This window comes from Streptomyces sp. NPDC047017, from assembly GCF_040644175.1.
GTDB lineage: Bacteria > Actinomycetota > Actinomycetes > Streptomycetales > Streptomycetaceae > Streptomyces.
Map to the genome: position 1 here is coordinate 224,491 of NZ_JBEYVW010000001.1, position 24,073 is coordinate 248,563.

The window sequence follows — 24,073 nt, forward strand, 5'->3', positions numbered from 1 at the left end:
ACGACCGTTGGAGTACCGTCTCAGAAGGCCTCCGTGGCCTCCGCGCTCGTGGCCGGACGCAGGGCGAGGGCGAAGGCGCGGTCGCCGATGACGCAGCTCAGCCGGCTCGGAGCGACCGGGGCGGCGGGACGGCGGCGCAGGAACCAGGCGTGGACCGCCGACGCCACGGCGGCCGGGTCGACGCGCGCCACCCGGCCGCCCTCGCCGCGGGGCTCGGCCCGGACGGCGTACGCGTCGGCGTGACCGCGGGTCCGGAACAGGACGAGGCCGGAGGGCAGGATCGCCGCGGCCGAACGGCAGCCCGGATACGCGGACAGCGCGTCGCGGGCCCAGCCGTCGGACGTCCAGGACACTCCTGACGCGGCGTCGGAGGTGGGCAGCGGGCGCCGGTACAGCAGTCCCGCCGAGCGGACGAGGGCTTCGCTCGCGAGCCCGTGCTCCACGGCCAGATGATGGCCGGGCGGACCGATCCCCACGGGACGGCGGGCGACGCGGACCCTGCCGCCGGCCCCCACCGCGTCCACTCCCGTGTCCGGCTCCGGGTCCACCCCCGTGTCCACCTCCGCGTCCACGTCGAAGGCCGCGGGGGTGCGGTCGGCGGGGGTGGGCGGGGGCAGGACACGGGGCGGGCCGGCGAGGGCCAGGGGAGTCAGGCCGAGCAGGGCGTACAACTCGGCGCGCAGCAGCGCCAGCGCTCTTCCCTGGTGCGCGAAGGCCGCCTGGGCGACCTCCCGGCCTGTTCCCGGCCGGTAGGCGCGCAGGGCCGCTTCCAGGTTCCCGGCGGAGTCCAGCCGCGGTATCCGGCGCAGGAGTTCGTGCATGGGGCTGCCGGGTATCAGTTCGACGCCGTCCTGGTAGACGCTCACGGCGGGCCGGTCCTGCGCGGCGCAGTAGTACAGCGCCGCGGACCCGTGGTCGGTGACCAGCGCGTCGGCGGCGATCAGGACGGACGCCCACTCCTCGTGGGGCCGCGCGAGGACCATGCCGGCGTCGAGGGCGGGCGCGAGGCGCTCGGTCAGTTCGTAGGAGCCGAGCAGGCTGTGCTCGTTGGGGTGGACCACCAGTGCCAGTTGGTACTCGTCCTGGGGGAGCCGGGCGGCCAGCCGGGCCGGCAGATCGGGGTGGCGGCGCAGCAGCGACTCCGGTCCCCAGGTGGAGGCCAGCACGACAAGCCTGCGCGCTCCCGTGCCCAGCGCGGCGCGGTAGCGCTCCCGCGACGGGCGGGAGGCGAGGACGCGTTCCAGGGTGGGGTCACCGACGACCTTGGCCCGGCCGGCGGCTCGCCGGTCGACCGCGGCGATCCGTGCCACCTGATCGGGGTGGGCGACCGCGTGGAGGGCTACGGGTGCGCCGTCGTCGTCCTCGCGCAGGAGGTAGGCGGGGTCGAGTCCGGACGCCGAGTCCGAACCCTCGCCGGGGATCGACTTGTTGTACCCCGCGCCGTGCGGCAGCAGCACGTGCCGGCCGCGGAGCAGCCGCAGGTCGCCTTTCGGACTGGCCGCGAGGACCAGGTCGTACGAACGGGAGCAGGCCTCGCTCCAGGGCACCAGCCTCCCGTCGACGCCCTCGACGGCGGAGAGCACGTCGACGGCGAAGTCGGAGCCGGGTACCAGGGTGAACAGCCGGGTGATCCGGTCATCGCCCGACAGCGCGGGCAGCGTGTCCAGCAGGCGGTAGAGGGCCACCGTCGAACGAGCGGCGAGCAGCACCGTCGCCCGTCGCCCGTCGCCCGTCGCCCGTCGCCCGTCGCCCGTCGCCCGTCGCCCGTCGCCCGTCGCCCGTCGCCCGTCGCCCGTCGCCCGTCGCCCCAATTGTCGATTCTATCCGAAGATGTTCGCCCAGAGGTGTTGTTTGCGCAGGTCGGCGCTGGTTTGTGGGCGTCCTCCGGAGACATGGCCCGATCGTACCGGTCACCGTCTTCGGCGACTGCGAGTGATACCTGACGCACATGTGGCCGGAGTACACCACGGTGCCGTGCGCGGGCGCGAGGATGGCGGCATGGGTGAATGGGGTATCGCGCTGATCGCCGCGGGCGCGGCGATCGTGGGCAGTGTGGTCACGGGCTGGTACAGCAGGAGCGCCGGCGTACGGCAGGCCGAGGCGGCCCGCCACGCGGGCGACCGGCAGGCGGCGGCGTTGCTGGAGTCGGTCCGGATGACGCTCCGGGGCGCGGAGGTCCAGCGTGCGATCGCTCTGCGGCAGCAGGTCTACGCCGAGTTCCTCGGCGCCGCGGAAGCCAGGATCCTGGCCGAGCGGACGGGCCGGGCCAGCGGTGACCAGGAGCTGCCGCTGCAGCGGGCCTACGCCGGAGTCGTCCTCGAAGGCCCCCCGGAAGCAGCGGCTGCCGCGACCGCGTTCCTGGAGAGCCTGCGACGCCACGAGACGCTGGACGACCTGCACCGCGCGAAGACGGACTTCGTGGTGGAGGCCCAGGGGGCGGTGGGCGCGCTCAGGAGTTCTTGACGCGGGCGTGTGAGGTACCCGGCGGCAGCGTCCGGCTCGGGAGGTGCCGCTGCCGCCGGGCATACGGGGTGCTGGGTGCTGTTCAGCTGTCGGGGCCGAGCGCGGTCAGGTCGATGGCGTCGGTGACGGCGCTGTAGCCGTCGGCGGTGAGGTTGACGTGGTCGCCGGAGTCGTAGTCGTTCGGGGCGGCGCCGGCGTTGAGCATCAGAGGCGCGGGATCCGAGGTGCTCGCGGCGTCGGTGACGGCGACGGCCGATTCGGCGTCGGCGTAGCCGACGGTCGGGGTGGTGAAGATGACCTTGATGCCCCATTGCCTGAGCTGGTCGCGGAGCAGGGTGAGTGCGCTGACGACGTCGGTATCGTCGTGGCCTGCGACGATGTCCTCAGCTGCGCTCACTGGCGGTGACGTGCGTGGGGCATCTGGGGAGGATGCGCAAGATCGTCGGCGCTCGCGTGGTCGCCCGCCTGGAAAGCCTTCTGGGCGATCCCGTACTGGGGGGAATCGCGGAGGACGCTTTGGGCGACATCAGGTCGTTCGCCGAGGTGGAGTGATCCGGTGCGGGCGCGCGTCCGCAAGCGGCGCGTGTCGATGTCCCCGGGCCCGTCGCCCCCGACGCGCTCCCCGGTCCGGCTCGTCAGCGTTGAGCCGGGCCCCGCGTCCCCAGTGAACGCGTCCTGACCCTCGCCAGGTGGCGGGTGAAGACCTCGCGGGCGTCCGGGGTGAGGGTGCGCAGGGCCATCAGGGCCGTGATCACCACGTCGCAGAGTTCCGCCTCGACGTCGTCCCAGGTGTGGGTGGTGCCCTTGCGCGGATTCTGGCCCGTCACGCCGATCACCGCCTGGGCGGCCTCACCGACCTCCTCGGAGAGTTTCAGCATGCCCAGCAGGAGGGCCTGGCCCTCGTCCTGCGCGCGGTGGCCGTCCAGCCACGCCCACAGTTCGTCGATGGAGGTCCAGAGATCGAGAGTGGGGTGCGGGGCCGGCGGGTCGGGCGTGTGCTGGTCGCTCATGCTGCGCAGCCTGCCACGGTGGTGCCGCCCCACCCCCCTTCGAGCACCTATCGAACGATCCCTCGAACTACCCTTCGAACAACGCCTCCTGCCGTCCCTCCTTCTCGCGCCGCAGGTACCTGACCCGGGCGCCCAGGATCACGGCCGTGCCGGCGGCCGTCGCCGCGAAGGCCGCCGGGACCATCCAGCCGCGGTTCACCGCGTGGCCCAGGGCGTGGTCCAGGGAGAGGCGGCCGGGGCCGGACACCGCGAGGCCGCAGGTCGTCAGGCCCAGGGAGGCGGCGTACTCGTAACCGCCGCTCTGGGCGAAGAAGCCGTGCGGCGTGTGCACCGCCGCCGCCCCCGCCATCGCACCGGCCGCCGCCGCGCCCGCCGCCGGGGTCGCCAGGCCCAGGGCCAGCAGCAGGCCGCCGCCCGCCTCGGCCACCCCGGCCGCCATGGCGCTCGCCTTGCCCGGCCGGTAGCCCACGGACTCCATGAACCGGCCGGTCCCCTCCAGGCCGGCCCCGCCGAACCAGCCGAGCAGCTTCTGCGCGCCGTGCGCCGCCAGCACCCCGCCGGTGCCCAGCCGGAGCAGCAGCAGGCCCAGATCACGCCGGTCGAAACAGGTCACGTTGACTCCCGTGAGGCAAGGACATGGACATGGGGATATGGGGATGGAGATGGGGATGGGCATAGATGCGGATATGGGCGTGGGCGTGGGCGTCGGAACGGTGGAGCGCGGCACACCTTCGCGTCTCCGCTCGCCCCGCCTCTCCACTCGCCTCTCCACCGTCGCACCGGGCGCACGCTCCCGGCCCGTCCGGAGCGCCGTTCGGGTGGGCGGCGTCACACCGTCCGGCATCGCGTCGCGGCCGAGTGAGTGAGATGCGCCACGCGGTGTCCCTCCTTTGGTGATCTTTTGATCAGCCTTTGAGGACCCGTCGTGCGCGCGCCCCCACTCGCTTTGTACGGTCCCCGGGTGCGCGATTCCTTCTCCCGGTCCCCCCGCTCCGCATCGTCGTCCCCCAGCTCCACCTCGTCCGCCCACCGCGGTCCCAGTCTCAGTCCCAGTACCTCCGCCCCCCTCTCCCGGCGCTCCCTGTTCGCCCTAGCCGCCGCGGCCGGTACCGCGGGCGTCGGCACCGCGGCCGCCGCGGGTCCCGCCGCCGCGGCCGCCGGTACGGTGATCGGCGGTGAGCGGCTCGCCCGCCCCGAGGCGCAGACGGGCAGCGCCGCCCGGCTGCCCGCCAAGCTCTCCGCCCGCGCCTGGCTGCTCGCCGACTGGGAGACCGGGGAGGTGCTCGCCGCCTACCGCGCGCACGACCGTCTCGCGCCCGCGTCCACGCTGAAGATGCTGTTCGCCGACACCGTGCTGACGAAGTTCGGCCGTACCGAGCGGCACACGGTCACCGCCGCCGAGCTGGCCGACATCCCCTCCGGTTCCAGTCTCGTCGGCATCCAGGCCGGCACCACCTACACCGTCGAGCAGCTGTGGCAGGGCGTGTTCCTGCGCTCGGGCAACGACGCCGTGCACGTCCTCGCCCACATGAACGGCGGGGTCGCCAGGACCGTCGCCGAGATGCAGGCCAAGGCCGAGGACCTCCAGGCCCTGGACACGCATGTGGTCAGCCCGGACGGGTTCGACCACCCGGGGCAGATCTCCTCGGCGTACGACCTGACCCTGTTCGCCCGGCACGGGCTGAAGAACGCCGACTTCCGCGGCTACTGCGGCACCCGCGTCGCCGACTTCCCCGCGGGCGGGAAGAAGACCTTCCAGATCCAGAACACCGACCGCCTGCTGACCGGATCGTGGGGGCTGAGGACGTACGACGGCATGATCGGCGTGAAGAACGGTTACACCTCCGCCGCCGGGAACACCTTCACCGGCGCCGCCGTCCGCGGCGGCCGCACCCTGCTGGTCACCGTGATGCACCCGGCGGCCGGCAGCAACGCCGTGTACGAGGAGACCGCCGCCCTGCTCGACTGGGGTTTCACCCAGGCGCGGGCGGCGCGGGCCGTGGGCACGCTGGTGGAGCCGCTGAGCGAGGGCGGGGCGAAGGCGGGCGGGTCGCCCGGGCGGAAGGCGGCCGCCACCGGGGCCGCGCCCGGGGCGGCGGGGGACGGCGGGCCCTCGGGCTGGCAGCTGCTGGAGGGTGCGGGCGGCACGGCCGCACTGGTCGCCGGCGGGGTGTGGGCACTGCGCCGGCGCCGCGCGGCGGCCCGGGACGCCGCGGCGGGTCGTGACGCCGGGCCGGGTCGTGACGCCGGGCCGGGGCGTGACGCTGCGCCGGGCCGCGACACCGGGGGCCGCCACCGCCGCTGAGCGGTCCGCCCCCGCCCCCGCTCCGCCCTGCCCCTGCCCCGCCCCGCGCCGCGCCGGTCGGACGAGCCGAGCGGCCCCGGCTCGGCCCGGCCCGGCCATCAGCGCGATCCGCACAGCGCGATCCGCACAATGCGATCCGCGCAACGCGATCTGCACAAAAGGAATCTGATATTCCGTGTCATACGGGCCGATGAACGGCCTATGCTCGACACCTCCTTCACTTGAGCTTCACAGTTGGAGCGATCGGCTCCCACCGACCACATCCGAGGGGAGGGGCGCGGCGGCCGTGCCACGGCACCGGCTGGGGGTGGACCTCGCGGGCACGCGGGGTGCGCACCGGTGCGTGGCACGGCCGCCGCGGAACACGGGCCCCGCCCGGCCCCGGGCCCGGCTCAGCCCCGCCCCACGTACGGCATCGTCGTCGCCAGCACCGTCGCGAACTGCACGTTCGCCTCCAGCGGCAGTTCGGCCATGTGCCGTACCGTGCGCGCCACATCGGCCACGTCCATCACCGGCTCCGGCGCCACCTCGCCGCTCGCCTGGAGGGCGCCGGTCCGCATCCGGGCCGTCATGTCGGTGGCCGCGTTGCCGATGTCGATCTGCCCGACCGCGATGCGGTACGGCCGCCCGTCCAGCGACAGTGCCTTGGTCAGGCCGGTCAGCGCGTGCTTGGTGGCGGTGTAGGGCGCCGAGTGCGGCCGGGGCGTGTGCGCCGAGATCGAGCCGTTGTTGATGATCCGGCCGCCCTGCGGGTCCTGCTCCTTCATCTGCCGGTACGCCGCCTGCGCGCACAGGAACGCCCCGTTGAGGTTGGTGTCCACCACGTGCCGCCAGGCGTCGAAGGACAGCTCCTCCACGGGCACCCCGCCCGGCCCGAAGGTACCCGCGTTGTTGAACAGCAGGCCCAGCCGCCCGAACCGGTCCACGGTCGCGGCGAACAGCGCGGCCACGTCCTGCGGCCGCGCCACGTCCGTGCGGACGGCGAGGGAGGCGGCCCCGGGCACCAGTGCCGCCGTCTCCTCCAGGGGCTCGGAGCGCCGCCCCGCCAGCGTCACGGACCAGCCCGCGCGCAGCAGCTCCACGGCGACGGCCCGCCCGATGCCCGAGCCGGCGCCGGTCACCACGGCGATCTTCGAGGGTGTGTCAGTCATGGCACCGCAGCGTACGAGGGAAGTCCGCCATACGGAATCCCGGGTCCGCCATCCGGATGTCAGGGGGGTGACGGAAACGGAAGGGGTCGGTCAGGGCACCTTCTCCTGTTCTCCCCGTGCCGTACCGGTCACCGGCATACCAGACATGCCGGACATCCCGGGTGTCCGGTGCCCCGCCCTCGGTCAAGCGTTCCCCGGCACCGTGTACGAGCTGAGAGCATGGGTCGCGGTCCAGTCGGAGAGGGAGGAACGCATGTCCGAGGGTGGGGGGCCGGCACCGCGCACGCCGCGGGCGGCCGTACCGGAAGCGGTCGCCGCGCACACGGGACCCACGCCACCGCCCACACCCCCGTCCGCGTCACCACCGTCGCCCCCGTCCGCGTCACCACCGTCACCCCCGTCCGCGGCCCCGCCGTCGCCCCCGTCGCCACCCGCCGCCGCGGTCCGCCGCACCGGCGCGCTGGTGACCCTGATCCTCGGCGGCCTCACCGCCACGCCCCCGCTGGCGATGGACATGTACCTCCCCTCGCTCCCGGAGGTCACCCGGTCGCTGCACGCCCCCGCCGCGACCGTGCAGCTCACGCTCACCGCCTGCCTGGCCGGCATGGCGCTCGGGCAGCTCGTGGTCGGCCCGATGAGTGACCGGTGGGGCCGCCGCCGCCCGCTCCTCGCCGGTCTCGCGGTCTACGTCCTCGCCACCGCCCTGTGCGCCCTCGCGCCGAACGTCGAGGTGCTGGTCGCCTTCCGGCTGGCGCAGGGCCTGGCGGGCGCGGCCGGCATCGTCATCGCCCGCGCGGTCGTACGCGATCTGTACGACGGTGTGGCCATGGCCCGCTTCTTCTCCACCCTCATGCTGATCTCCGGGGTCGCCCCGATCGTGGCGCCGCTGATCGGCGGGCAGATCCTGCGGGTGACGGACTGGCGGGGTGTGTTCGTGGTCCTCACGGCGGTGGGCGTGCTGCTCATGGCGGTCGTGTGGACCAGGCTCCCGGAGACGCTGGCGCCCGAACGGCGGCACGAAGGGGGAGTCGGGCAGGCGCTGGGCTCGATGCGCGGGCTGCTCGCGGACCGCGCCTTCACCGGCTACATGATCGCGGGCGGCTTCGCCTTCGCCTCGCTGTTCGCCTACATATCCGCCTCGCCGTTCGTGATCCAGGAGATCTACGGCGCCTCCCCGCAGACGTTCAGCCTGCTGTTCGGGCTCAACTCCGTCGGGCTGGTCGTCGTCGGCCAGATCAACGGCAAGGTGCTGGTGGGCCGGGTCCGCCTGGACCGGGTGCTGGGCGCCGGACTCGTGGTGGTCATCGTGGCGGCGGCCGCGCTGCTGCTGATGGCGGCCGGGGCGTTCGGCGAGGTCGGCCTCGCTCCGGTGGCCACCGCGCTGTTCGTGCTGATGTCCGCGATGGGCGTCACCCTGCCCAACACCCAGGCCCTCGCCCTGATGCGGACCAAACAGCACGCCGGGTCCGCCTCCGCGCTGCTCGGCACGTCCTCCTTCCTCATCGGCGCCGTCGCTTCCCCGCTCGTCGGGATCGCCGGGGAGCACACCGCCGTGCCCATGGCGATCGTCCAGTTGGCCGCGTCCCTGGTGGCGCTCGCCTGCTTCGTGGGAATGTGCCGTCCCTGGCGGCACGCGCCCGCGGGCGGGCAGGGAGAGGGAGCGGAGAACTGAGCGCACCGAGACTGCGCCGGGACACACCGGAGAGAGCCGGACTCGATCCCGCCGAACTGCGCCACCTCGTCCACGAGGTGCACGCCCTCACCGCCGGGGAGCGCCCCTGGGCGGCGGGCGCCGTCGTGGTCGCCGGACGCGGCCCGGTCGTCGCCGTGTCCGAGGCGGCGGGCTGGGCCGTGCGGTACGCGTCCTACGACCCCGGCACCGACCACGGCATCGAACTGGCGCCCGAGGAACGCGTACCGGCGACCGTCGACACCCCCTTCGACCTGGCCTCCGTCACCAAGCTGTTCACGGCGGTCGCGGCGGTGCAGCAGATCGAGCGGGGAACTCTGGGCATCGACGCGCTGGTGGGGGCGTACCTGCCGGAGTTCCACGCCGCCGCCGTGCACGGCATCACCGTACGGCAGCTGCTCACCCACACCTCCGGGCTGCGCCCCGAGCTGCCGCTGTACGACCGCCCGGACCCGGCCTCCCGGCTGGCGATGCTGCGGGCCGAGCCGCCGGTGGGCGTGCCCGGCACCTACACGTACTCCGACCTGAACATGCTCCTGCTCCAGCACGTCCTGGAACGCGTCACCGGCCGCCCGCTGGACGTCCTCGTCCACGAGGGGATCACCCGCCCGCTGGGCATGGCGGCCACCGGCTTCGGGCCGTGCCCCGGCGCGGCGGCCACCGAGGACCAGCGGCGGCCGTGGGCCAAGGCGGAGCGCGGGATGCTGCGGGGCGAGGTGCACGACGAGAACGCCTGGGCACTGGGCGGCGTCGCGGGGCACGCCGGACTGTTCTCCACGGCACCCGACCTGGCGATCTTCTGCCGCACCCTGCTCGCGGGCGGCTCCTACGGTCCCGCCCGCATCCTCGGCCCCGACTTCGTCGAACTGCTGCTGGCGCCGCCCGGACTCGGCTTCGCGGTGGACCAGCCCTACTTCATGGGCGAACTGGCGGGGCGCGGCGCGGCCGGGCACGCGGGGTTCACCGGCACCTCGGTGGTCCTGGACCCGGTGACCGACACCTTCCTCGTCCTGCTGGCCAACACGGTCCACCCCCGCCGCCGCCCCCCGAACAGCAAGCCCCGAGCCGCAGCGGCAACCTGCCTGGCCAGGGCGGTACGGGGAAAGTAGGGGGGCGGCTGCGGCCGCCGCGGGCGCTCGCGCCCCACCAGGGGCGCGGGGAACCGCGCGCTCAACCCCACCGACCGGCACCCGGCCATCCGGCCCCCGCCCCCCCCCAGGGGCGCGGGGAACTGCGCGACCAGCCCCCACCCACCCGCACCCGCCCACGCGACCCCACCCACCCCACCCCACGCGGTCCGTCCCCCACCCCCAACCTGAGAGAATCGTGCGGTGAACGACGCCGTACCCCCGTCGGAGACCCTCCGTGCCGCGCTCTCCGGCCTGCTGGACGGCCTTCCGCCGCGCCAGGCCGCAGGAGCCGTGGAGCGGCTGATCGCGAACTACCGGGGCAGCACCCCGACCGACGCACCCATCCTGCGCGACCGCGCCGACGTGGCCGCGTACGCCGCGTACCGGATGCCGGCCACCTTCGAGGCGGTGCGCGCCGCGCTGACCGCGTTCGCCGCGACCGTGCCCGGCTGGGCACCCGGCAGCCATGTCGACGTCGGCGGCGGCACGGGCGCCGCGACCTGGGCCGTCGCCGCCACTTGGGACGGCACCCGCCCGGTGACGGTGCTCGACTGGGCGGAACCCGCGCTCGCCCTCGGCCGGGAGATCGCCGCCGCCCACCCCGCGCTCGGCGGAACCCGCTGGCAGCGGGCCCGGATCGGCGCCGGCCTCACCCTCGGCGAGACCGACCTCGTCACCGTCTCCTACGTCCTGAACGAGCTGACCGAGGACGACCGCGCCCACGTCGTCGACGCCGCCGCTGCCGCCGCGCGGACCGTCGTGATCGTCGAGGCCGGCACCCCGGCCGGGTACGCGCGGCTGATGGAGGCCCGCGACCGGCTGATCGCGGCCGGTCTCCGCATCGCCGCGCCCTGCCCGCACAGCGCCGCCTGTCCCATCGTGCCCGGCACCGACTGGTGCCACTTCTCGGCCCGGGTCAGCCGGTCCTCCCTGCACCGGCAGGTCAAGGGCGGCTCCCTCGCCTACGAGGACGAGAAGTTCGGCTACGTGGCCGCCACCCGCCTGCCGGCCGCCCCCGCGCCCGCCCGGGTCGTGCGGCGCCCGCAGATCCGCAAGGGCCAGGTGCTGCTTGACCTGTGCGAGCCGGACGAGCGACTGCGCCGCCGTACGGTCACCAAACGCCACGGCGAGCTGTACAAGGCGGCCCGCGACACCGACTGGGGCGACCCCTGGCCGCCTCCGGAGGACACAGCCCCGTAGCCCCTCCGGAGGACACGGCTCCCCTCCGGCGGACTCAGCTCCGTAGCTCCAGCGTGCAGCCCTTCACCCCGCCGCCGCTCTTGTGCAGCTCGCTCAGGTCCACGCCGACCGGTTCGAAGCCGCGCTCCCGCAGCGGCCCGAACAGCCCGGCGGCCGCCTGCGGCAGCACCACGTGCAGGCCGTCGCTGACCGCGCTCAGCCCGAAGGCGGCCGCGTCCTCCTCGCTCGCCAGCAGCGCGTCCGGGAACAGCCGGCGCAGCACCTCCCGGCTGCCGGGGGAGAAGGCCGGCGGGTGGTAGGCCACCTCGCCCGCCGTGTCGTCCAGGACGGCCAGCGCCAGGCCGAGGTGGTAGAAGCGGGCGTCGGTCAGCTCAAGGCCGATCACCGGGCGCCCGAAGAACTCCTGCGCCTCGCCGTGCGCGAGCGGATTCGTCCGGAAGCCCTGCCCGGCCAGCAGGACCGAGGAGGTGACGGCGAACTCGCCCTCGCCCTCGTTGATGTGGACGGGCATGTGCAGCCGCCCGAATCCGTGCTCGGCGAACCACCGCAGGTGGGCCTCGGCCTCCGGCTCGCGCCGCGGATGGGCGAAGCGGGCGCCGAACACCCGGCCGTCGACGACGGTGGCGCCGTTCGCCGTGAACACCATGTCAGGCAGCTCCGGCTCCGGGGCGAGTTCCTCGACGGTGTGCCCCAGGGTCCGGTACACCGTGCGCAACTGCTCCCACTGGGCGACGGCCAGCGCCCGGTCGACCGGCTTGGCCGGGTCCGTCCAGGGGTTGTCGGAGCAGGCGACGGTGAAGTGCGCGGGCGGGCACATCAGGTAGCGCCGGGGTGTGGCGCTGCGGGACACGGCCAAGGCGGGCTCCTCGGACAGCCGGGGGTCGCTTGCTGCCATGGTGCGTCGCCCGCGGCCGTCGCGCGCGCGGACGGCGGCCCCGGCGTCGCCCGCCGGAGTGGCGGGCAGGGCCCGCGGGCAGCGGCGCCCGACGGCGAGACGCCCCGTCTCACCCCCCTGCTACCGTCGGCCCATGGTCAAGAAGCCCGCCCCCGACGCCGCCCGCCGCAGCGAGCGGTCCCGCCGCGCGATCTACGACGCCGCCCTCGCCCTCGTCGCCGAGACCGGCTACCCGAGGACCACGATCGAGGCGATCGCCGCCCGCGCCGGCGTCGGCAAGCAGACCATCTACCGCTGGTGGCCCTCCAAGGCGGACGTCCTCCTGGAAGCCTTCCTCGACCTGGCCGAACAGGCCGCCCGGGACGCCGGGCAGGTCCCGTACGAGATCCCCGACACCGGTGACCTCGCCGCCGACCTCAAGGCCGTGCTGCGCCTGACCGTCGACCAGATGTCCGACCCGAGGTTCACCGCGCCGGCCCGGGCGCTGGCCGCCGAGGGCCTGGTCAACGAGCAGCTCGGCCGGCAGCTCGTGGCCGAGCTGCTGGAGCCGCAGCTCCAGCTGTACGTGCACCGGCTGCGCGCCGCCCAGGACGCCGGCGCCGTACGCCCCGACGCGGACCCGCGCATCGCCCTGGAACTCTTCGTCTCCCCGATCGCCCAGCGCTGGCTGCAATACACCGGACCCCTCACGTACGAGTACACCGACACCCTCGTGGACTACGCCCTGCACGGCCTCGCGCCCCGCTGAGCCCCCCCTGAACCCCTGGTGCCCCCCCTGCCGCGCCCCCGTCCCGGGCCCGCGCTGAGCCCGCGCACGGAAGGCGGCCGTGCGCCCGCCGCGCCCCCGCCGGTGACCCCGGATGCGGGCTCCGGTCACCGAAGGCGCAGGATGGTGGGACCATGGAGCATGCTGTCCACACCAGCGAGGCGAGGGGATAGATGAGCGCGGAGTTCGGCGGCCGTACCGGCCGGCAGGGCAAAATCTCCCAGTGGCTGCGCGGACGCCGCCCGAAGGAGACCGCCGGGGACGGCGGCCGCGAGGCCCTGCTGGTCGCCGCCGCCGCCGCGGGACTGCCGCTGGCGCCCGCCGCGCACCCGGCGGCCGGCTACGGCTGTTCCTGCGATCGCGTCGGCTGTCCCACACCCGCCCGGCACCCGGTGTCCTTCGCCTGGCAGACGCAGTCCACCACCGACCGCGCGCAGGTCGAGCGCTGGGCCCGGCACCAGCCGCAGGCGAACTTCATCACCGCGACCGGCATGACCCACGACGTGCTGGACGTGCCGCTGGAGGCCGGCCGGGAGGCCCTGGAGCGGCTGCTCGCCACCGGTGTCGAGGTCGGCCCGGTCGCCGAGAGCGACGACGGCCGCATGCTGTTCTTCACCCTCACCCGCGGCACCCCCGAGGACGAGGACGAGTGGTGGCCCTGCGAGCTGGACTGCCACCCGGAGACCATGGACGAGCACCCGGGGCTGCGCTGGCACTGCCGCGGCTCCTACGTGCTGGTGCCGCCGGCCCGGCTGCCCGGCGACGACGGCCGCGCGGTGCGCTGGGTGCACGGCCCCGAGCATCCGCTGCCCGACCCGCTCACCCTCCTGGAGTCCCTCACCGACGCCTGCGCCCGCCACGCGGGCCGCGAGCCCGGCCACGCGACCGCTGCCTGGCCCCTCAGCCACTGACCGGCGCGGCGCCGGAACAGCGGTGACCGGACCTCTAGCCGCCCTGCGCCGACGTCAGCCCCTGCACCCGTCCCAGCACCGACACCCTGCCCCCGGACGCGCCCCGCACCGGGTCGAGGGCCACCTCGGTGGAGACGAACTCCATCGTCAGCGACTGCTTGATCTCGCCCTTGGTCAGCGCCCGCACATCCGCGTTCGGGGCGGGCACCGAGGTGCCCTCGGCGGCCGTCTGCTTCTGGTAGTGGTGGGTGGCGAAGAACACCAGCGCGCCGCCGTCCTCGGTGCGCAGCGCCACCGGCGGGTAGGCCCCGCCGGCCAGCGGCTCGTCGATGTACTGCGTGGCCAGGCCCGGCCGCGACCCGTCGTGCGCGCGCTGGGCCCGCCAGTCGCTGGTGTGCGGCCCGTCCGCGAACGTCTTCCCGCCGCTCTTCAGGTAGGCCGCGTACTCCTGGCTCAGCCCGCCGGGCGCGGCGGCCAGGTCCGCGGAGCCGGCGGGCACGGCCTGCGCCCAGCCGTCCTGGTCCCGCGTGAACCTCGGTACGGTGCCGGGCGCGACCAGCGTCAGATACGCCACCTGCCAGCTCGCGCCGGGTCCGGTCCGGGTGAACACCAGCAGCCAGCGCGCGGTGCCGCCCTTGTTGCCCTTCGCGTCGGCGAGGAACCAGCGCGGCCAGCCGGCCTTCTTCGGGATCGTGTACGTCACGTCCGTCAGCGTGAGATCCGTGTGCGCCGGGTTGCCGCCCGGGTGGTTGGCGTGGCCCGCCTTCAGCCGCGCCGCGTCGATCGCGCCGAGCGCGCCGGTGACGTGTCCCGCGTCCAGCGAACTGTCGTACGCCTTGTCGGCCTTGTTGTACGCGTCGGTGAACTGCCTGAGCGCCGTGGCGGCCTCCGCGCGGGTGGCCGCCGGGAGCACCTCGCGCTCCCCGTGCACCACCACGCACCCGCTCGCCGTCAGCGACAGCGCGGTCACCGCGGCTGCGAGCAGCGCCCCCCGCTCAAGCCTGCGAAGCCTCCGAGGGCCGCGAACCCTGCTCATCAGCACCCTTCACCTTCCCCTTCCCGGAGGCGAACCCTACCGGGGCGAAGAACAGCGCGAGCGCCGGGATCAGGTACAGCAGCCACACCGTGACCTGAAGGACCGTCGGGTCGGGCTGGAAGTTGAACACGCCCTTGAGCAGGGTGCCGTACCAGCTGTCCGGCTCGATCGTGTTGCTGATGTCGAAGGCCAGGTGCGTCAGCCCGGGCAGCCAGCCGGCCTCCTGGAGGTCGTGGAAGCCGTAGGCGAGCACGCCCGCCGCGACCACGACCAGCATGGCGCCGGTCCAGGTGAAGAACTTGGCGAGGTTGATCCGCACCGCGCCCCGGTAGAACAGCCAGCCGAGGAGCACGGCGGTGGCCAGGCCGAGCGCGACGCCGATCACCGGGCGCGGGGTGCCGTCGGAGGCGGCGTGCACGGACGCCCACACGAACAGCGCGGTCTCCAGGCCCTCCCGGCCCACCGCGAGGAACGCGGTGGCGACCAGCGCGCCGGTGCCCATGGCCAGCGCCTGGTCCAGCTTGCCGTGCAGCTCGGCCTTCAGGTGCCGGGCGGTGCGCCGCATCCAGAAGACCATCCAGGTCACCAGGCCCACCGCGACGACCGACAGCGAACCGCCGAGCGCCTCCTGCGCCTGGAACGTCATCTCCTGCGAGCCGAACTCCAGCACACAGCCGAAGCCCAGGGCGAGCACGATGGCGATCGCGATGCCCGTCCAGATCGGCCGCAGGGCGTCCCGGCGGCCGGTCTTGACCAGATAGGCGATGAGGATGCACACGACGAGGCTGGCCTCCAGCCCCTCGCGCAGACCGATCAGGTAGTTGGAGAACACGGACCTACGCCTCCTCGGACAGCAGGGTGCGGCCCCACCAGTCGTGCGCGTCACGTACGCCGGGCGGTACCGCGAAGACCGCCGAACCCACGTGCTGGATGTACTCGTTGAGCGCGTCGTGCGCCGACAGGCTGCGCTGCAACGGCACGAACCCCTTGCGCACATCGCGCTGGTAGGCCAGGAAGAACAGGCCCGCGTCCAGCCGGCCCAGGCCGTCCGTGCCGTCGGTGAAGGAGTAGCCGCGGCGCAGGATCGTGATCCCGCCGTTGGAGTCGGGGTGTGCCAGGCGCACATGCGCGTCGGGCTTCATGGCGGGCAGGAACGGTTCGTCGCGTTCCTTGGCCTTGCCGACCGGCGCGCCCTCGCCCTTGTCCCGGCCGAAGACGTCCTCCTGCTCCTGGAGCGAGGTGCGGTCCCAGGTCTCGATGTTCATCCGGATGCGCCGCGCGACGAGGTAGGAACCCCCGGCCATCCAGGCGTCCTTCGCGCCGCCGTCGCCGGCGCCGGCCCACACGTACTTCGCCAGCCGGTCCGGCTCGGTGCCCGCGATGTTGCGGGTGCCGTCCTTGAACCCCATGAGGTTGCGCGGGGTCTGGGCGCCCGGGGTGGTCGAGGAGGTCTTGCCGAAGCCGAGCTGCGACCAGCGCACGGCGACCGTGCCGAAGCCGATGCGGGCCAGGTTGCGGATGGCGTGCACGGCCACCTGCGGGTCGTCCGCGCACGCCTGGACGCACAGGTCGCCGCCGGTGCGGGAGCGGTCCAGGTTGTCGCCGGGGAACGGCGGCAGGTCCACCAGGGCGGCCGGCCGCCGGTCCTTCAGGCCGAACCTGTCGAACAGGGTGGGCCCGAAGCCGAGGGTGAGGGTCAGCCGGGACGGCTTGAGGCCCAGCGCCTCGCCGGTGTCGTCGGGCGGCGCCTCGGCCAGCCCGCCGTACGCGCCCTCGCCCACCGGCTGCCCGGCGGTCATCCGGCGCGCGGCGGCCGTCCAGTCCTTGAGGAGCTGGACGAACTCGGCGCGGTCGTCGGTCTTCACGTCGAACGCGGCGAAGTGCAGCCGGTCCTGCACGGGGGTGGCGATGCCCGCCTGGTGGGCGCCGTGGAACGCCACCGCCCCGCCGGAGTCGGCGTCCGCCGCGCTCCCGCCGTCGCTCTCGGCCACCGCCACCGCGCCGCCGGCCGCGACGGCGCCGAGCGCCAGCCCGGCCCCGCCCCAGCCGATCAGCGCGCGGCGGGAGGGCGCGGCGGCCCGGTCCTGCTGCTCGTCTGCCATGCTCCGACCCCTGCTTCTCCCGCTGTTACTTCACGACCGCGGCGGCGAGCTTGGACAGCGGCTCGGCGAGCGCGTTCACCGCGTCCGACAGCTCCTTGCGCTGGTCCTTGCCGACCTTGTCGTAGGAGACGAAATCGTAGGACGTCTTGTCCGTGCGGTACTTGTCCAGGACGGCGTTCAGCGAGGTGAACTGCTTGTCCAGGTCCTTGGTCAGCGCGGGGTCGTTCTTCTGCGCGACCGGCTTGAGGAGTTCGTACGCCTTCTGCGCGCCCTCCACGTTGGCCTTGAAGTCGACGAGGTCGGTGTGCGAGTAGCGGTCCTCCTCGCCGGTGACCTTGCCGGTGGCGACCTCGTCGAGGAGTTCCTTGGCACCGTTGGCCATGGAGGTGGGGGTGATCTCCGCCTTGCCGACCCGCTGCTGCCAGTTCTTCAGGTCGCTCACCAGCTGGTCGGCGAGGGACTTCTCCTCCGTGCCGATCTTCTTGTCCTGCCACAGCGCCTTCTCCAGGCGGTGCCAGCCGGTCCACTTCTGGCCCTGCTCCAGGCCGTCGGCGCGGGTGTCGGTCTTCGGGTCGATGTCACCGAAGGACTCGGCGACCGGCTCGGTGCGCTCCCAGCCGACGCGCGAGGGCGCGTACGCCTTCTTGGCGGCCTCCAGGTCGCCGGCCTTGATGGCGTCGGCGAACTTCTGGGCGAGCGGCACGGTCGCGTCGGCCTGGTCCTGGGCGTACTGGCGGTACTCGGCGACCGCCTTGTCCAGCTCCGGGTTGCGCTTGGCGGAGGCGCCCGCGCCGGTGACGGTGAGCTTCTGCCGCACACCGTGGCCCTTCATGCCGGGCCGGCAGGCGATCTCGTAGGAGCCCGCCTTGATCTCGGCGGTCAGCGTGTACTTGGTGCCCGGGCCGATGTTCTCCTTCTCGGAGACGATCCGGTCGTCCGGGAAGAGGATCTCCACCTCGGTCGCCCGGGAGCCCTTGTTCTCTATCTTCAGGGTGACCTGACCGGCCGGCGCGGTCGTGGCGGAGGTGTCGCACGTCGAGTCGGCGGCGGTGACCTGGATGGCGTCACCGTCCTTGGCGTCGCTCTTCGCGGTGCACGCCGTCAGGGCGGTCAGAGCGGCCGCGGTGGCGGCGGCGGTGACGACGGAGAGTCGGACGGCTCGCATGCTGGCTCCATGAGGACAAGTCGGTGAGGCTGCCCTAACTTACATGAGGCTAACCTCACCCATACCCGCGGTGTTCGTGATTCAGCTCTCATCCGCACCGCCCGCCGGCCCTGTCCCGCGGCCCGGCCGCAGGGGACGCGGTGGCCGCCGGGGTGGTGCTTCAATGCCCTGGTGACTGACTACGACGTGCTGCGCGTCTTCTGCGGGCCGCTCGGCGGCTACGGCAACGAACTGGGCGTCGTCCGGGACGGCGAGACGGTCCCCGGCCGGGACGACCGCCAGGCGCTGGCCGCCAAACTCGGTTTCAGCGAGACGGTGTTCGTCGACGACCCCGAGCGCGGTGTCCTCGACATCTACACGCCCACCCTGCGCCTGCCCTTCGCCGGGCACCCCTGCGTGGGCGCGGCCTGGCTCCTGGACGTCCCCGAACTCCTCACCCCGGCCGGCCCGGTCGGCACCCGCATGGACGGCGAGTTCACCTGGATCGAGGCCCGCCCGGAGTGGGCCCCGCCGCGCACCCTGCGCCAGTACGCCGGCGCCGCCGAGATCGACGACCTCGCCGTCCCCGCGCCGGGCGAGTGGATCTACGCCTGGGCCTGGGAGGACGAACCGGCCGGGCGGGTCCGGGCCCGCGCCTTCCCGGGCCGCGGCGACGGCATCGAGGAGGACGAGGCGACGGGCGCCGCGGCCCTGCTGCTGACGGCCCGGCTCGGCCGCGCCCTCAACATCACCCAGGGGGCGGGCTCCCAGATCCTCACGGCACCGCAGCCGGACGGCTGGGTGGAGATCGGCGGCCGGGTCGTACTGGAACGCTGAGCGCCCCGCCCGGCAGCCGGAGCCCTCCTCCGTCCGGCCGCGCGGCCCCGCTCAGCGGGAACGCGCCGACGCCGACGGCCTCGTGGGGGCCGGGCACCCGCCGGCTCGACCTGGCCACCGGCAACGGGGACATCACCGTCACGCCCCCTCGGTGACCGCCCGGTCAGGCCCTACGGCAGCGTCAGGATCTCCGCGCCCGCGTCCGTGACCACCAGCGTGTGCTCGAACTGGGCGGTGCGCCGGCGGTCCCTGGTGACGACGGTCCAGCCGTCCTCCCAGACGTCGTACTCGATGGTGCCGAGCGTGAGCATCGGCTCGATCGTGAAGGTCATGCCGGGCTGGATGACCGTGGTGGCGTGCGGGCTGTCGTAGTGCGGGACGACCAGGCCGGAGTGGAAGGCCGTGCTGATGCCGTGGCCGGTGAAGTCGCGGACGACGCCGTAGCCGAAGCGCTTGGCGTAGGACTCGATGACCCGGCCGATGATGTTGAGCTGCCGGCCCGGCCGGACCGCCTTGATCGCCCGGTTCAGGGCCTCGCGGGTGCGCTCGACCAACAGGCGGCTCTCCTCGTCCACGTCGCCGACGAGATAGGTGGCGTTGTTGTCGCCGTGCACGCCGCCGATGTACGCCGTCACGTCGAGGTTGACGATGTCGCCGTCCCGCAGCACCGTCGAGTCCGGGATGCCGTGGCAGATCACCTCGTTGACCGAGGTGCACAGCGACTTGGGGAAGCCGCGGTAGCCGAGCGTGGACGGGTAGGCGCCGTGGTCGCACATGTACGCGTGCGCCACCCGGTCCAGCTCGTCCGTGGTGACGCCCGGCGCGATGTGCCGGGCGGCCTCCTCCATGGCCCGCGCGGCGATCCGCCCGGCGATCCGCATCGCCTCGACGGTCTCCGGTGTCTGCGCCTCCGGCCCGGTGTACGGCTTCGGCGCGGGCTTGCCGACGTACTCGGGGCGGCGGATGTTTCCGGGCACGGAACGGGTGGGGGAGATCTCCCCGGGGACGAGCAGCGACTGGGCGGACATGCCGGTGAGTCTATCCAGCGGCGATGGGGGAACATGTCGGTGGCGAGAGGAGCTGGTCATGGCGCTGTTCAAGAAGCGGACCGCGGGAAAGCCGGGCGAGTGGTTCTACTGCCTGGAGCACCAGAAGGTCGAGGAGGGGCCCGAGTGCCCCGCCAAGGACCGGTTCGGTCCGTACGCCTCCCGCGAGGAGGCCCAGCACGCGATGGACACCGCCCGCGAGCGCAACCTCCAGTGGGAGACCGACCCGCGCTGGCACGACACGCCCGCGAGCGGCACCGACGAGGAGTGACCGGGCTCCGCGCGGCGGCCAGGGCGCTCGCCGCGCGGAACCCGCTCAGGCCGCCGCGCGGACCTCGGTCGCGCGCTTCTCGCGCAGCCGCACCGCGTGCTCGTTGGTCCGGGCGTCGTACGTCATCAGGCCCGGCAGGCACAGCGCCAGCAGCCCCACCGCGCCCGCGCACAGCACCCCGCCCGACCACACCGAGGCCCGCACCCCCCACCAGGCGGCGAACCCGCCCGAGCGGACCTGGCCCAGCTGCGGCCCCACCGAGTACGACAGCAGTTCGATACCGGCGAGCCGGCCGCGCAGCGCGTCCGGGATGGTCTGGTTCCACATGGCCCCGCGGAAGATGCCGCTGACCATGTCGCAGCCGCCGGCCACGGTCAGGAACAGCAGCACCAGCCAGACGTTCCCGACCACCCCGGCCGCCGCCACCGCCAGGCCCCACAGCAGCGCCGCGAGGACCACCGTCCGCCCGTGCCGGTGCACCCGCGAGGTCCAGCCGCTGGTCACGCTCACCAGCAGCGAGCCGAGCGGCACCGCCGCGTACATCAGGCCCAGCGCCCAGCGGGCGTGCAGCTCGTCCGCGAGGAACGGCAGCACGGCCAGCGGCATCGCCAGGAACATCGCGGCCAGGTCGACCGCGTACGTGCCCAGCAGCTCCTTGCGGCCCCACGCGTACCGGGCGCCCTCGGCGATCGCCCGCAGCGAGGGCTTCGCGGCCTCGCGGGCGGCGGGCTGGGCGGCGATCTTGGCCACCAGCACCAGGGAGACCACGAAGGTGGCCAGGTCGGCCGCGTAGGCCGGGGCGAGCCCCGCGTACGCCACGATCACCCCGGCCACCGCCGGGCCGGCCACCCCGCCCACCGTCCAGCGCAGCGAGTTCAGCGCGGTCGCGGCCGGCAGGTGGTCGTGGGCCACGATCCGCGGCCACAGCGCGTCCAGCGCGGGCCGCTGCACGGCGGTCAGCGCCGAGGACAGCGCCGCCACCACATACAGCGGCCACACCGCCGGGTGCGGCAGCCCCGCGTTGACCAGCAGCCCCGCGCTCAGCACGGCCAGCCCGGCCTCGGTCCACACGATCAGCCGCCGCTTGTCCAGCGCGTCGGCCAGCGCACCCCCGTACAGCCCGAACACGATCAGCGGCACCAGCTCCACGGCACCGATGGCGCCCACCGCCGCGGCCGAGCCGGTCAGGTCCTTGATCTGCACCGGCAGCGCCACGAACGTGAGGAAGCTGCCGAAGTTCGAGATCAGGCCCGACACCCACAGCCGGCGGAAGTCCCGCGAGGCCCGCCACGGGGCCAGATCGGGCAGCAGGGCCCGCAGCCCGGTGGGCGGAGCGGCGTCGGGGGAGGGCGGGGCGGCGTCGTCGGTCACGAAGAGTCATGTTCTGCGGCGGACGGCATCGCGGGCAAATCGATTTCCCGGCCGCTTCCCGCCGCCCGCTACCAGCCCGGGGGCGGCGGTGCCGTCAGTGACTCCGCCAGCCGGGCCAGCCGGTCCCGCAGCCGGCCCCGTCGCCGCGGCCCCGGCAGCGGGTTCTCGCCGGCCGCCGCGCTCACCAGATGCTGCACCGTGTCCAGGTCCAGCTCGGCGCCCGGCGGCACCGCCAGCGTCTCGTGCGCCAGCGCGGCCAGCTCGCCGCCGCCCGCCCCCAGCGCCAGCACCGTCGCCCCGGCCCGCCGCGCCTCGCTCACCCGGCTCAGCAGCGGTACGGGCTCCTCGGGGGCCACCACGAGCAGCGTCTCGCCGCGCCGCGCCGCCTCCAGGCGGCCGAGACCGACCGCGAGGTGCGCCGGGCCGCCCGGGCGCGCGTCGTGCCGTACCAGGGTGGGGGCCAGCTCCGGCGTGCCCGACCAGGCGGCCTCGTCCACCAGATGGGCCGCCAGGTGCCAGGGCTCGTACGCCGGCGTGCCCACCAGCAGCAGCCCGCCCCCGTGCGCCACCACGGACCCGCGCAGCGCCCCCGCGAACCGCCGGGTGGCACTCAACCACTCGGTCCCGGCGAGCACTTCGCGCAGCAACGCGACCCGTACGGCGTCCATACGGGCGCATCCTGCCCCAAACGGCGGCCGGGGAAGCCGAGTTCGGCCCGGATTCGCCCGCACCGGCGACAGCGGCCCCGCCCGCCGGACCGGCCGCACCTGGGCGGGTGGGGCGCGGGGCGCGGACGTAGAGTCGGGCCATGACCTCTAGCGACAGTGCACACAAGGCCCCCGCCAAGGACCCCTGGGACCTGCCCGACGTCTCCGGGCTTGTCGTCGGCGTGCTCGGCGGGACCGGCCCGCAGGGCAAGGGCCTGGCCTACCGGCTCGCCCGGGCCGGCCAGAAGGTGATCATCGGCTCCCGGGCCGCCGAGCGCGCCCGGGCCGCGGCGGAGGAGACCGGCCACGGCGTCGAGGGCGCCGACAACGCCGAGACCGCCCGCCGCAGCGACGTCGTGATCGTCGCCGTGCCCTGGGAGGGCCACGGCGAGACCCTCACCTCGCTGCGCGCGGAACTGGCCGGCAAGCTCGTCGTGGACTGCGTCAACCCGCTCGGCTTCGACAAGAAGGGCGCCTACGCGCTCAAGCCCGAGGAGGGCAGCGCCGCCGAACAGGCCGCCGCGCTGCTCCCGGACTCGCGGGTGACCGCCGCCTTCCACCATCTGTCCGCCGTGCTGCTCCAGGACCCCGGGATCGACGAGATCGACACCGACGTCATGGTGCTCGGCGAGGAGCGCGCCGACGTGGAGACCGTCCAGGCGCTGGCCGGCCGCATCGCCGGGATGCGGGGCGTGTTCGCCGGGCGGCTGCGCAACGCCCATCAGGTGGAGTCGCTGGTCGCCAACCTGATCTCCGTCAACCGCCGGTACAAGGCACACGCGGGGCTGCGCGTCACGGACCTGTGAGCGCGATTCTGTGAGCAGGGACCTGTGAGCACGGTCCTGTGAGCACGGTCCTGTGAGCCGATGGGGGACACTGGTCGGCGAAGTGTCCCCGAGCAGTGTCCCCCTGAGCAGTGCCCCCGACAGGAGCCACCCGCCATGCCCCGCCTCGCCCTGTACGCCCTCGCCGTCTGCGTCCTCGCCGTCGCCGCGGCCGTCGTCTCCTTCGTCCAGGGCAGCTGGCTGGGCGTCGTGTGGGTCCTGCTGGCGGGGCTCTCGTCCAACATGGCCTGGTACTACGTGCGCCGCGGCCGGGCCGCGCGCGGCGGCCGGGTCACCGGATGACCTGGCAGAAGTCGTCGCCGCCCTGCCAGAACCGGTACAGCTCCTGACCGCAGTACCGGTCCAGGCCGCCGATCCCCAGGTGGCCCAGGAGCGCGTCGATCACGTCGAAGAACACGCTGTTGACCGACGGCAGCCACAGCAGCGCGAAGACGAACAGCAGGCCGAACGGCGCGAAGGGCTCCACCTGCCGCTTGACGCCGTACGGCAGCCAGGGCTCGATCACGCCGTAGCCGTCCAGGCCCGGGACCGGCAGGAAGTTCAGGATCGCGGCCGTCACCTGGAGCAGCGCCAGGAAGGCGAGGGCGAAGCGGAAGTCGGTGGGCACGCCGTCCAGCGCGCCGAGCCAGAACGGGGCCGTGCACACCACCGCGAAGAGCACGTTCGTCAGCGGCCCGGCGGCCGAGATCAGGCTGTGCCGCCAGCGGCCCTTGATCCGGCCCCGCTCGATGAACACCGCGCCGCCGGGCAGCCCGATCCCGCCCATGATCACGAAGATCACCGGCAGCACGATGCTCAGCAGGGCGTGCGTGTACTTCAGCGGGTTCAGCGTCAGGTAGCCCTTCGCGCCGACCGTGATGTCGCCGCTGTGCAGGGCGGTGCGCGCGTGCGCGTACTCGTGCAGGCACAGCGAGACGACCCACGCCGCCGTCACGAACAGGAACACCGCCACCCCCGGCTGCTCGGCGAACCCGGTCCAGGTGGCCCAGCCCGTGACGGCGGTGACGGCCAGGATCCCGACGAAGACCGGGGAGATCCTCCGGTCGCTGTGACGGGTGGCGGCGGTGCTCATCGGGAAGGCGCTCCTGGGGTCGCTGCGGGCCGGGCGGATGCCCGGGCGGTGTTCGGACGGTAGGGGACGACCGTACCGGTGACACCGGGGGAACGTCCCGCGCGCCGGTGCGGTTCCTGGT

Annotated in this window: 26 protein-coding genes; 12 read left to right on the forward strand and 14 right to left on the reverse strand. The window is 74.0% G+C overall.

The genetic code is table 11. The features are described from left to right. Positions 1-20: 20 nt before the first annotated feature. The gene (locus ABZ858_RS01210; RefSeq protein WP_361370743.1) at positions 21-1,685 is read right to left on the reverse strand and encodes a translation initiation factor 2; all 1,665 of its coding nucleotides are present in this window, start codon (positions 1,683-1,685) and stop codon (positions 21-23) included. Between the two features lie 313 nt (positions 1,686-1,998). Between ABZ858_RS01210 and ABZ858_RS01215 the strand changes: the two genes are divergently transcribed. Continuing rightward, the gene (locus tag ABZ858_RS01215) at positions 1,999-2,463 is read left to right on the forward strand and encodes a hypothetical protein (RefSeq protein ID WP_361370746.1); all 465 of its coding nucleotides are present in this window, start codon (positions 1,999-2,001) and stop codon (positions 2,461-2,463) included. 82 nt (positions 2,464-2,545) lie between these two features. Here ABZ858_RS01215 and ABZ858_RS01220 read toward each other — a convergent pair whose 3' ends face one another. Next, positions 2,546-2,860: a hypothetical protein gene (locus ABZ858_RS01220; protein WP_361370748.1), complete on the reverse strand. Its 315-nt coding sequence runs from the start codon at positions 2,858-2,860 to the stop codon at positions 2,546-2,548. 32 nt (positions 2,861-2,892) lie between these two features. Between ABZ858_RS01220 and ABZ858_RS01225 the strand changes: the two genes are divergently transcribed. After that, positions 2,893-3,015 (forward strand): hypothetical protein, encoded by a 123-nt coding sequence (locus tag ABZ858_RS01225; RefSeq protein WP_361370751.1) that lies wholly within the window; start codon positions 2,893-2,895, stop codon positions 3,013-3,015. An 83-nt stretch (positions 3,016-3,098) separates the two neighbouring features. On the opposite strand, the gene ABZ858_RS01230 is transcribed toward ABZ858_RS01225, so the two are convergent. Both ABZ858_RS01230 and ABZ858_RS01235 read right to left on the reverse strand, forming a co-directional pair. After that, the gene (locus ABZ858_RS01230; protein ID WP_361370754.1) at positions 3,099-3,473 is read right to left on the reverse strand and encodes a MazG-like family protein; all 375 of its coding nucleotides are present in this window, start codon (positions 3,471-3,473) and stop codon (positions 3,099-3,101) included. A gap of 67 nt (positions 3,474-3,540) precedes the next feature. Continuing rightward, positions 3,541-4,086, reverse strand: a complete 546-nt coding sequence (locus ABZ858_RS01235) for a DoxX family membrane protein (RefSeq protein ID WP_361370757.1) — start codon at positions 4,084-4,086, stop codon at positions 3,541-3,543. Positions 4,087-4,554: 468 nt separating this feature from the next. On the opposite strand from ABZ858_RS01235, the gene ABZ858_RS01240 reads away from it, so the two are divergent. Next, the gene (locus ABZ858_RS01240) at positions 4,555-5,778 is read left to right on the forward strand and encodes a D-alanyl-D-alanine carboxypeptidase (RefSeq protein WP_361371911.1); all 1,224 of its coding nucleotides are present in this window, start codon (positions 4,555-4,557) and stop codon (positions 5,776-5,778) included. 392 nt (positions 5,779-6,170) lie between these two features. Here ABZ858_RS01240 and ABZ858_RS01245 read toward each other — a convergent pair whose 3' ends face one another. Next, complete coding sequence (locus tag ABZ858_RS01245; protein WP_361370760.1) at positions 6,171-6,929, reverse strand: SDR family oxidoreductase; 759 nt, start codon at positions 6,927-6,929, stop codon at positions 6,171-6,173. A 253-nt stretch (positions 6,930-7,182) separates the two neighbouring features. On the opposite strand from ABZ858_RS01245, the gene ABZ858_RS01250 reads away from it, so the two are divergent. The 3 genes from ABZ858_RS01250 to ABZ858_RS01260 all read left to right on the forward strand — a co-directional run bounded on the left by ABZ858_RS01250 (position 7,183) and on the right by ABZ858_RS01260 (position 10,949). Next, positions 7,183-8,601 (forward strand): multidrug effflux MFS transporter, encoded by a 1,419-nt coding sequence (locus ABZ858_RS01250; protein WP_361370763.1) that lies wholly within the window; start codon positions 7,183-7,185, stop codon positions 8,599-8,601. After that, positions 8,544-9,728 carry a serine hydrolase domain-containing protein gene (locus tag ABZ858_RS01255; RefSeq protein ID WP_361370766.1) on the forward strand — a complete coding sequence of 395 codons (1,185 nt, stop codon included), beginning with the start codon at positions 8,544-8,546 and terminating at the stop codon, positions 9,726-9,728. Before ABZ858_RS01250 ends, ABZ858_RS01255 begins: the two co-directional genes overlap by 58 nt. Before the next feature lie 222 nt (positions 9,729-9,950). After that, positions 9,951-10,949: a small ribosomal subunit Rsm22 family protein gene (locus tag ABZ858_RS01260; RefSeq protein WP_361370769.1), complete on the forward strand. Its 999-nt coding sequence runs from the start codon at positions 9,951-9,953 to the stop codon at positions 10,947-10,949. A gap of 34 nt (positions 10,950-10,983) precedes the next feature. On the opposite strand, the gene ddaH is transcribed toward ABZ858_RS01260, so the two are convergent. Next, positions 10,984-11,844 carry a dimethylargininase gene (ddaH, locus tag ABZ858_RS01265; protein WP_361370772.1) on the reverse strand — a complete coding sequence of 287 codons (861 nt, stop codon included), beginning with the start codon at positions 11,842-11,844 and terminating at the stop codon, positions 10,984-10,986. A gap of 133 nt (positions 11,845-11,977) precedes the next feature. On the opposite strand from ddaH, the gene ABZ858_RS01270 reads away from it, so the two are divergent. Both ABZ858_RS01270 and ABZ858_RS01275 read left to right on the forward strand, forming a co-directional pair. Continuing rightward, positions 11,978-12,592, forward strand: a complete 615-nt coding sequence (locus ABZ858_RS01270; protein ID WP_361370775.1) for a TetR/AcrR family transcriptional regulator — start codon at positions 11,978-11,980, stop codon at positions 12,590-12,592. A 191-nt stretch (positions 12,593-12,783) separates the two neighbouring features. Further along, positions 12,784-13,521, forward strand: coding sequence for a bifunctional DNA primase/polymerase (locus ABZ858_RS01275; protein WP_361370778.1), 738 nt, complete (start codon positions 12,784-12,786; stop codon positions 13,519-13,521). Positions 13,522-13,555: 34 nt separating this feature from the next. On the opposite strand, the gene ABZ858_RS01280 is transcribed toward ABZ858_RS01275, so the two are convergent. From ABZ858_RS01280 to efeO, 4 genes are read right to left on the reverse strand one after another with little or no spacing between them, the layout of a single operon-like run. Next, positions 13,556-14,557, reverse strand: a complete 1,002-nt coding sequence (locus ABZ858_RS01280) for a hypothetical protein (protein WP_361370781.1) — start codon at positions 14,555-14,557, stop codon at positions 13,556-13,558. Next, positions 14,517-15,389, reverse strand: coding sequence for an iron uptake transporter permease EfeU (efeU, locus tag ABZ858_RS01285; RefSeq protein WP_361370784.1), 873 nt, complete (start codon positions 15,387-15,389; stop codon positions 14,517-14,519). The genes ABZ858_RS01280 and efeU overlap by 41 nt, the downstream gene beginning before the upstream one ends. 4 nt (positions 15,390-15,393) lie before the next feature. Beyond that, positions 15,394-16,659, reverse strand: coding sequence for an iron uptake transporter deferrochelatase/peroxidase subunit (efeB, locus tag ABZ858_RS01290; RefSeq protein WP_361370787.1), 1,266 nt, complete (start codon positions 16,657-16,659; stop codon positions 15,394-15,396). Positions 16,660-16,684: 25 nt separating this feature from the next. Next, complete coding sequence (gene efeO, locus ABZ858_RS01295; RefSeq protein ID WP_361370790.1) at positions 16,685-17,824, reverse strand: iron uptake system protein EfeO; 1,140 nt, start codon at positions 17,822-17,824, stop codon at positions 16,685-16,687. Positions 17,825-17,995: 171 nt separating this feature from the next. Here efeO and ABZ858_RS01300 point away from each other — a divergent pair, with 171 nt between their 5' ends. Then, a complete protein-coding gene (locus tag ABZ858_RS01300; RefSeq protein ID WP_361370793.1) occupies positions 17,996-18,640 on the forward strand; it encodes a PhzF family phenazine biosynthesis protein in 645 nt (214 codons plus the stop codon). A gap of 170 nt (positions 18,641-18,810) precedes the next feature. Here ABZ858_RS01300 and map read toward each other — a convergent pair whose 3' ends face one another. Further along, complete coding sequence (gene map, locus ABZ858_RS01305; RefSeq protein ID WP_361370795.1) at positions 18,811-19,668, reverse strand: type I methionyl aminopeptidase; 858 nt, start codon at positions 19,666-19,668, stop codon at positions 18,811-18,813. Positions 19,669-19,726: 58 nt separating this feature from the next. On the opposite strand from map, the gene ABZ858_RS01310 reads away from it, so the two are divergent. Then, on the forward strand, positions 19,727-19,957 hold the full coding sequence (locus ABZ858_RS01310; RefSeq protein WP_361370798.1) for a hypothetical protein: 231 nt from the start codon (positions 19,727-19,729) through the stop codon (positions 19,955-19,957). Between the two features lie 45 nt (positions 19,958-20,002). Here the strand turns inward: ABZ858_RS01310 and ABZ858_RS01315 are convergent, their stop codons facing one another. Together ABZ858_RS01315 and ABZ858_RS01320 are read right to left on the reverse strand one after the other, a co-directional pair. After that, positions 20,003-21,328, reverse strand: a complete 1,326-nt coding sequence (locus ABZ858_RS01315) for an MFS transporter (protein ID WP_361370801.1) — start codon at positions 21,326-21,328, stop codon at positions 20,003-20,005. 68 nt (positions 21,329-21,396) lie between these two features. Next, the gene (locus ABZ858_RS01320) at positions 21,397-21,996 is read right to left on the reverse strand and encodes a hypothetical protein (protein WP_361370804.1); all 600 of its coding nucleotides are present in this window, start codon (positions 21,994-21,996) and stop codon (positions 21,397-21,399) included. 140 nt (positions 21,997-22,136) lie between these two features. Between ABZ858_RS01320 and npdG the strand changes: the two genes are divergently transcribed. After that, complete coding sequence (gene npdG, locus ABZ858_RS01325) at positions 22,137-22,841, forward strand: NADPH-dependent F420 reductase (RefSeq protein ID WP_361370808.1); 705 nt, start codon at positions 22,137-22,139, stop codon at positions 22,839-22,841. 60 nt (positions 22,842-22,901) lie between these two features. Further along, complete coding sequence (locus tag ABZ858_RS01330) at positions 22,902-23,162, forward strand: hypothetical protein (protein WP_361370811.1); 261 nt, start codon at positions 22,902-22,904, stop codon at positions 23,160-23,162. Here the strand turns inward: ABZ858_RS01330 and ABZ858_RS01335 are convergent. After that, positions 23,152-23,952, reverse strand: coding sequence for a site-2 protease family protein (locus ABZ858_RS01335; protein ID WP_361370814.1), 801 nt, complete (start codon positions 23,950-23,952; stop codon positions 23,152-23,154). The genes ABZ858_RS01330 and ABZ858_RS01335 overlap by 11 nt on opposite strands. Positions 23,953-24,073: the final 121 nt, after the last annotated feature.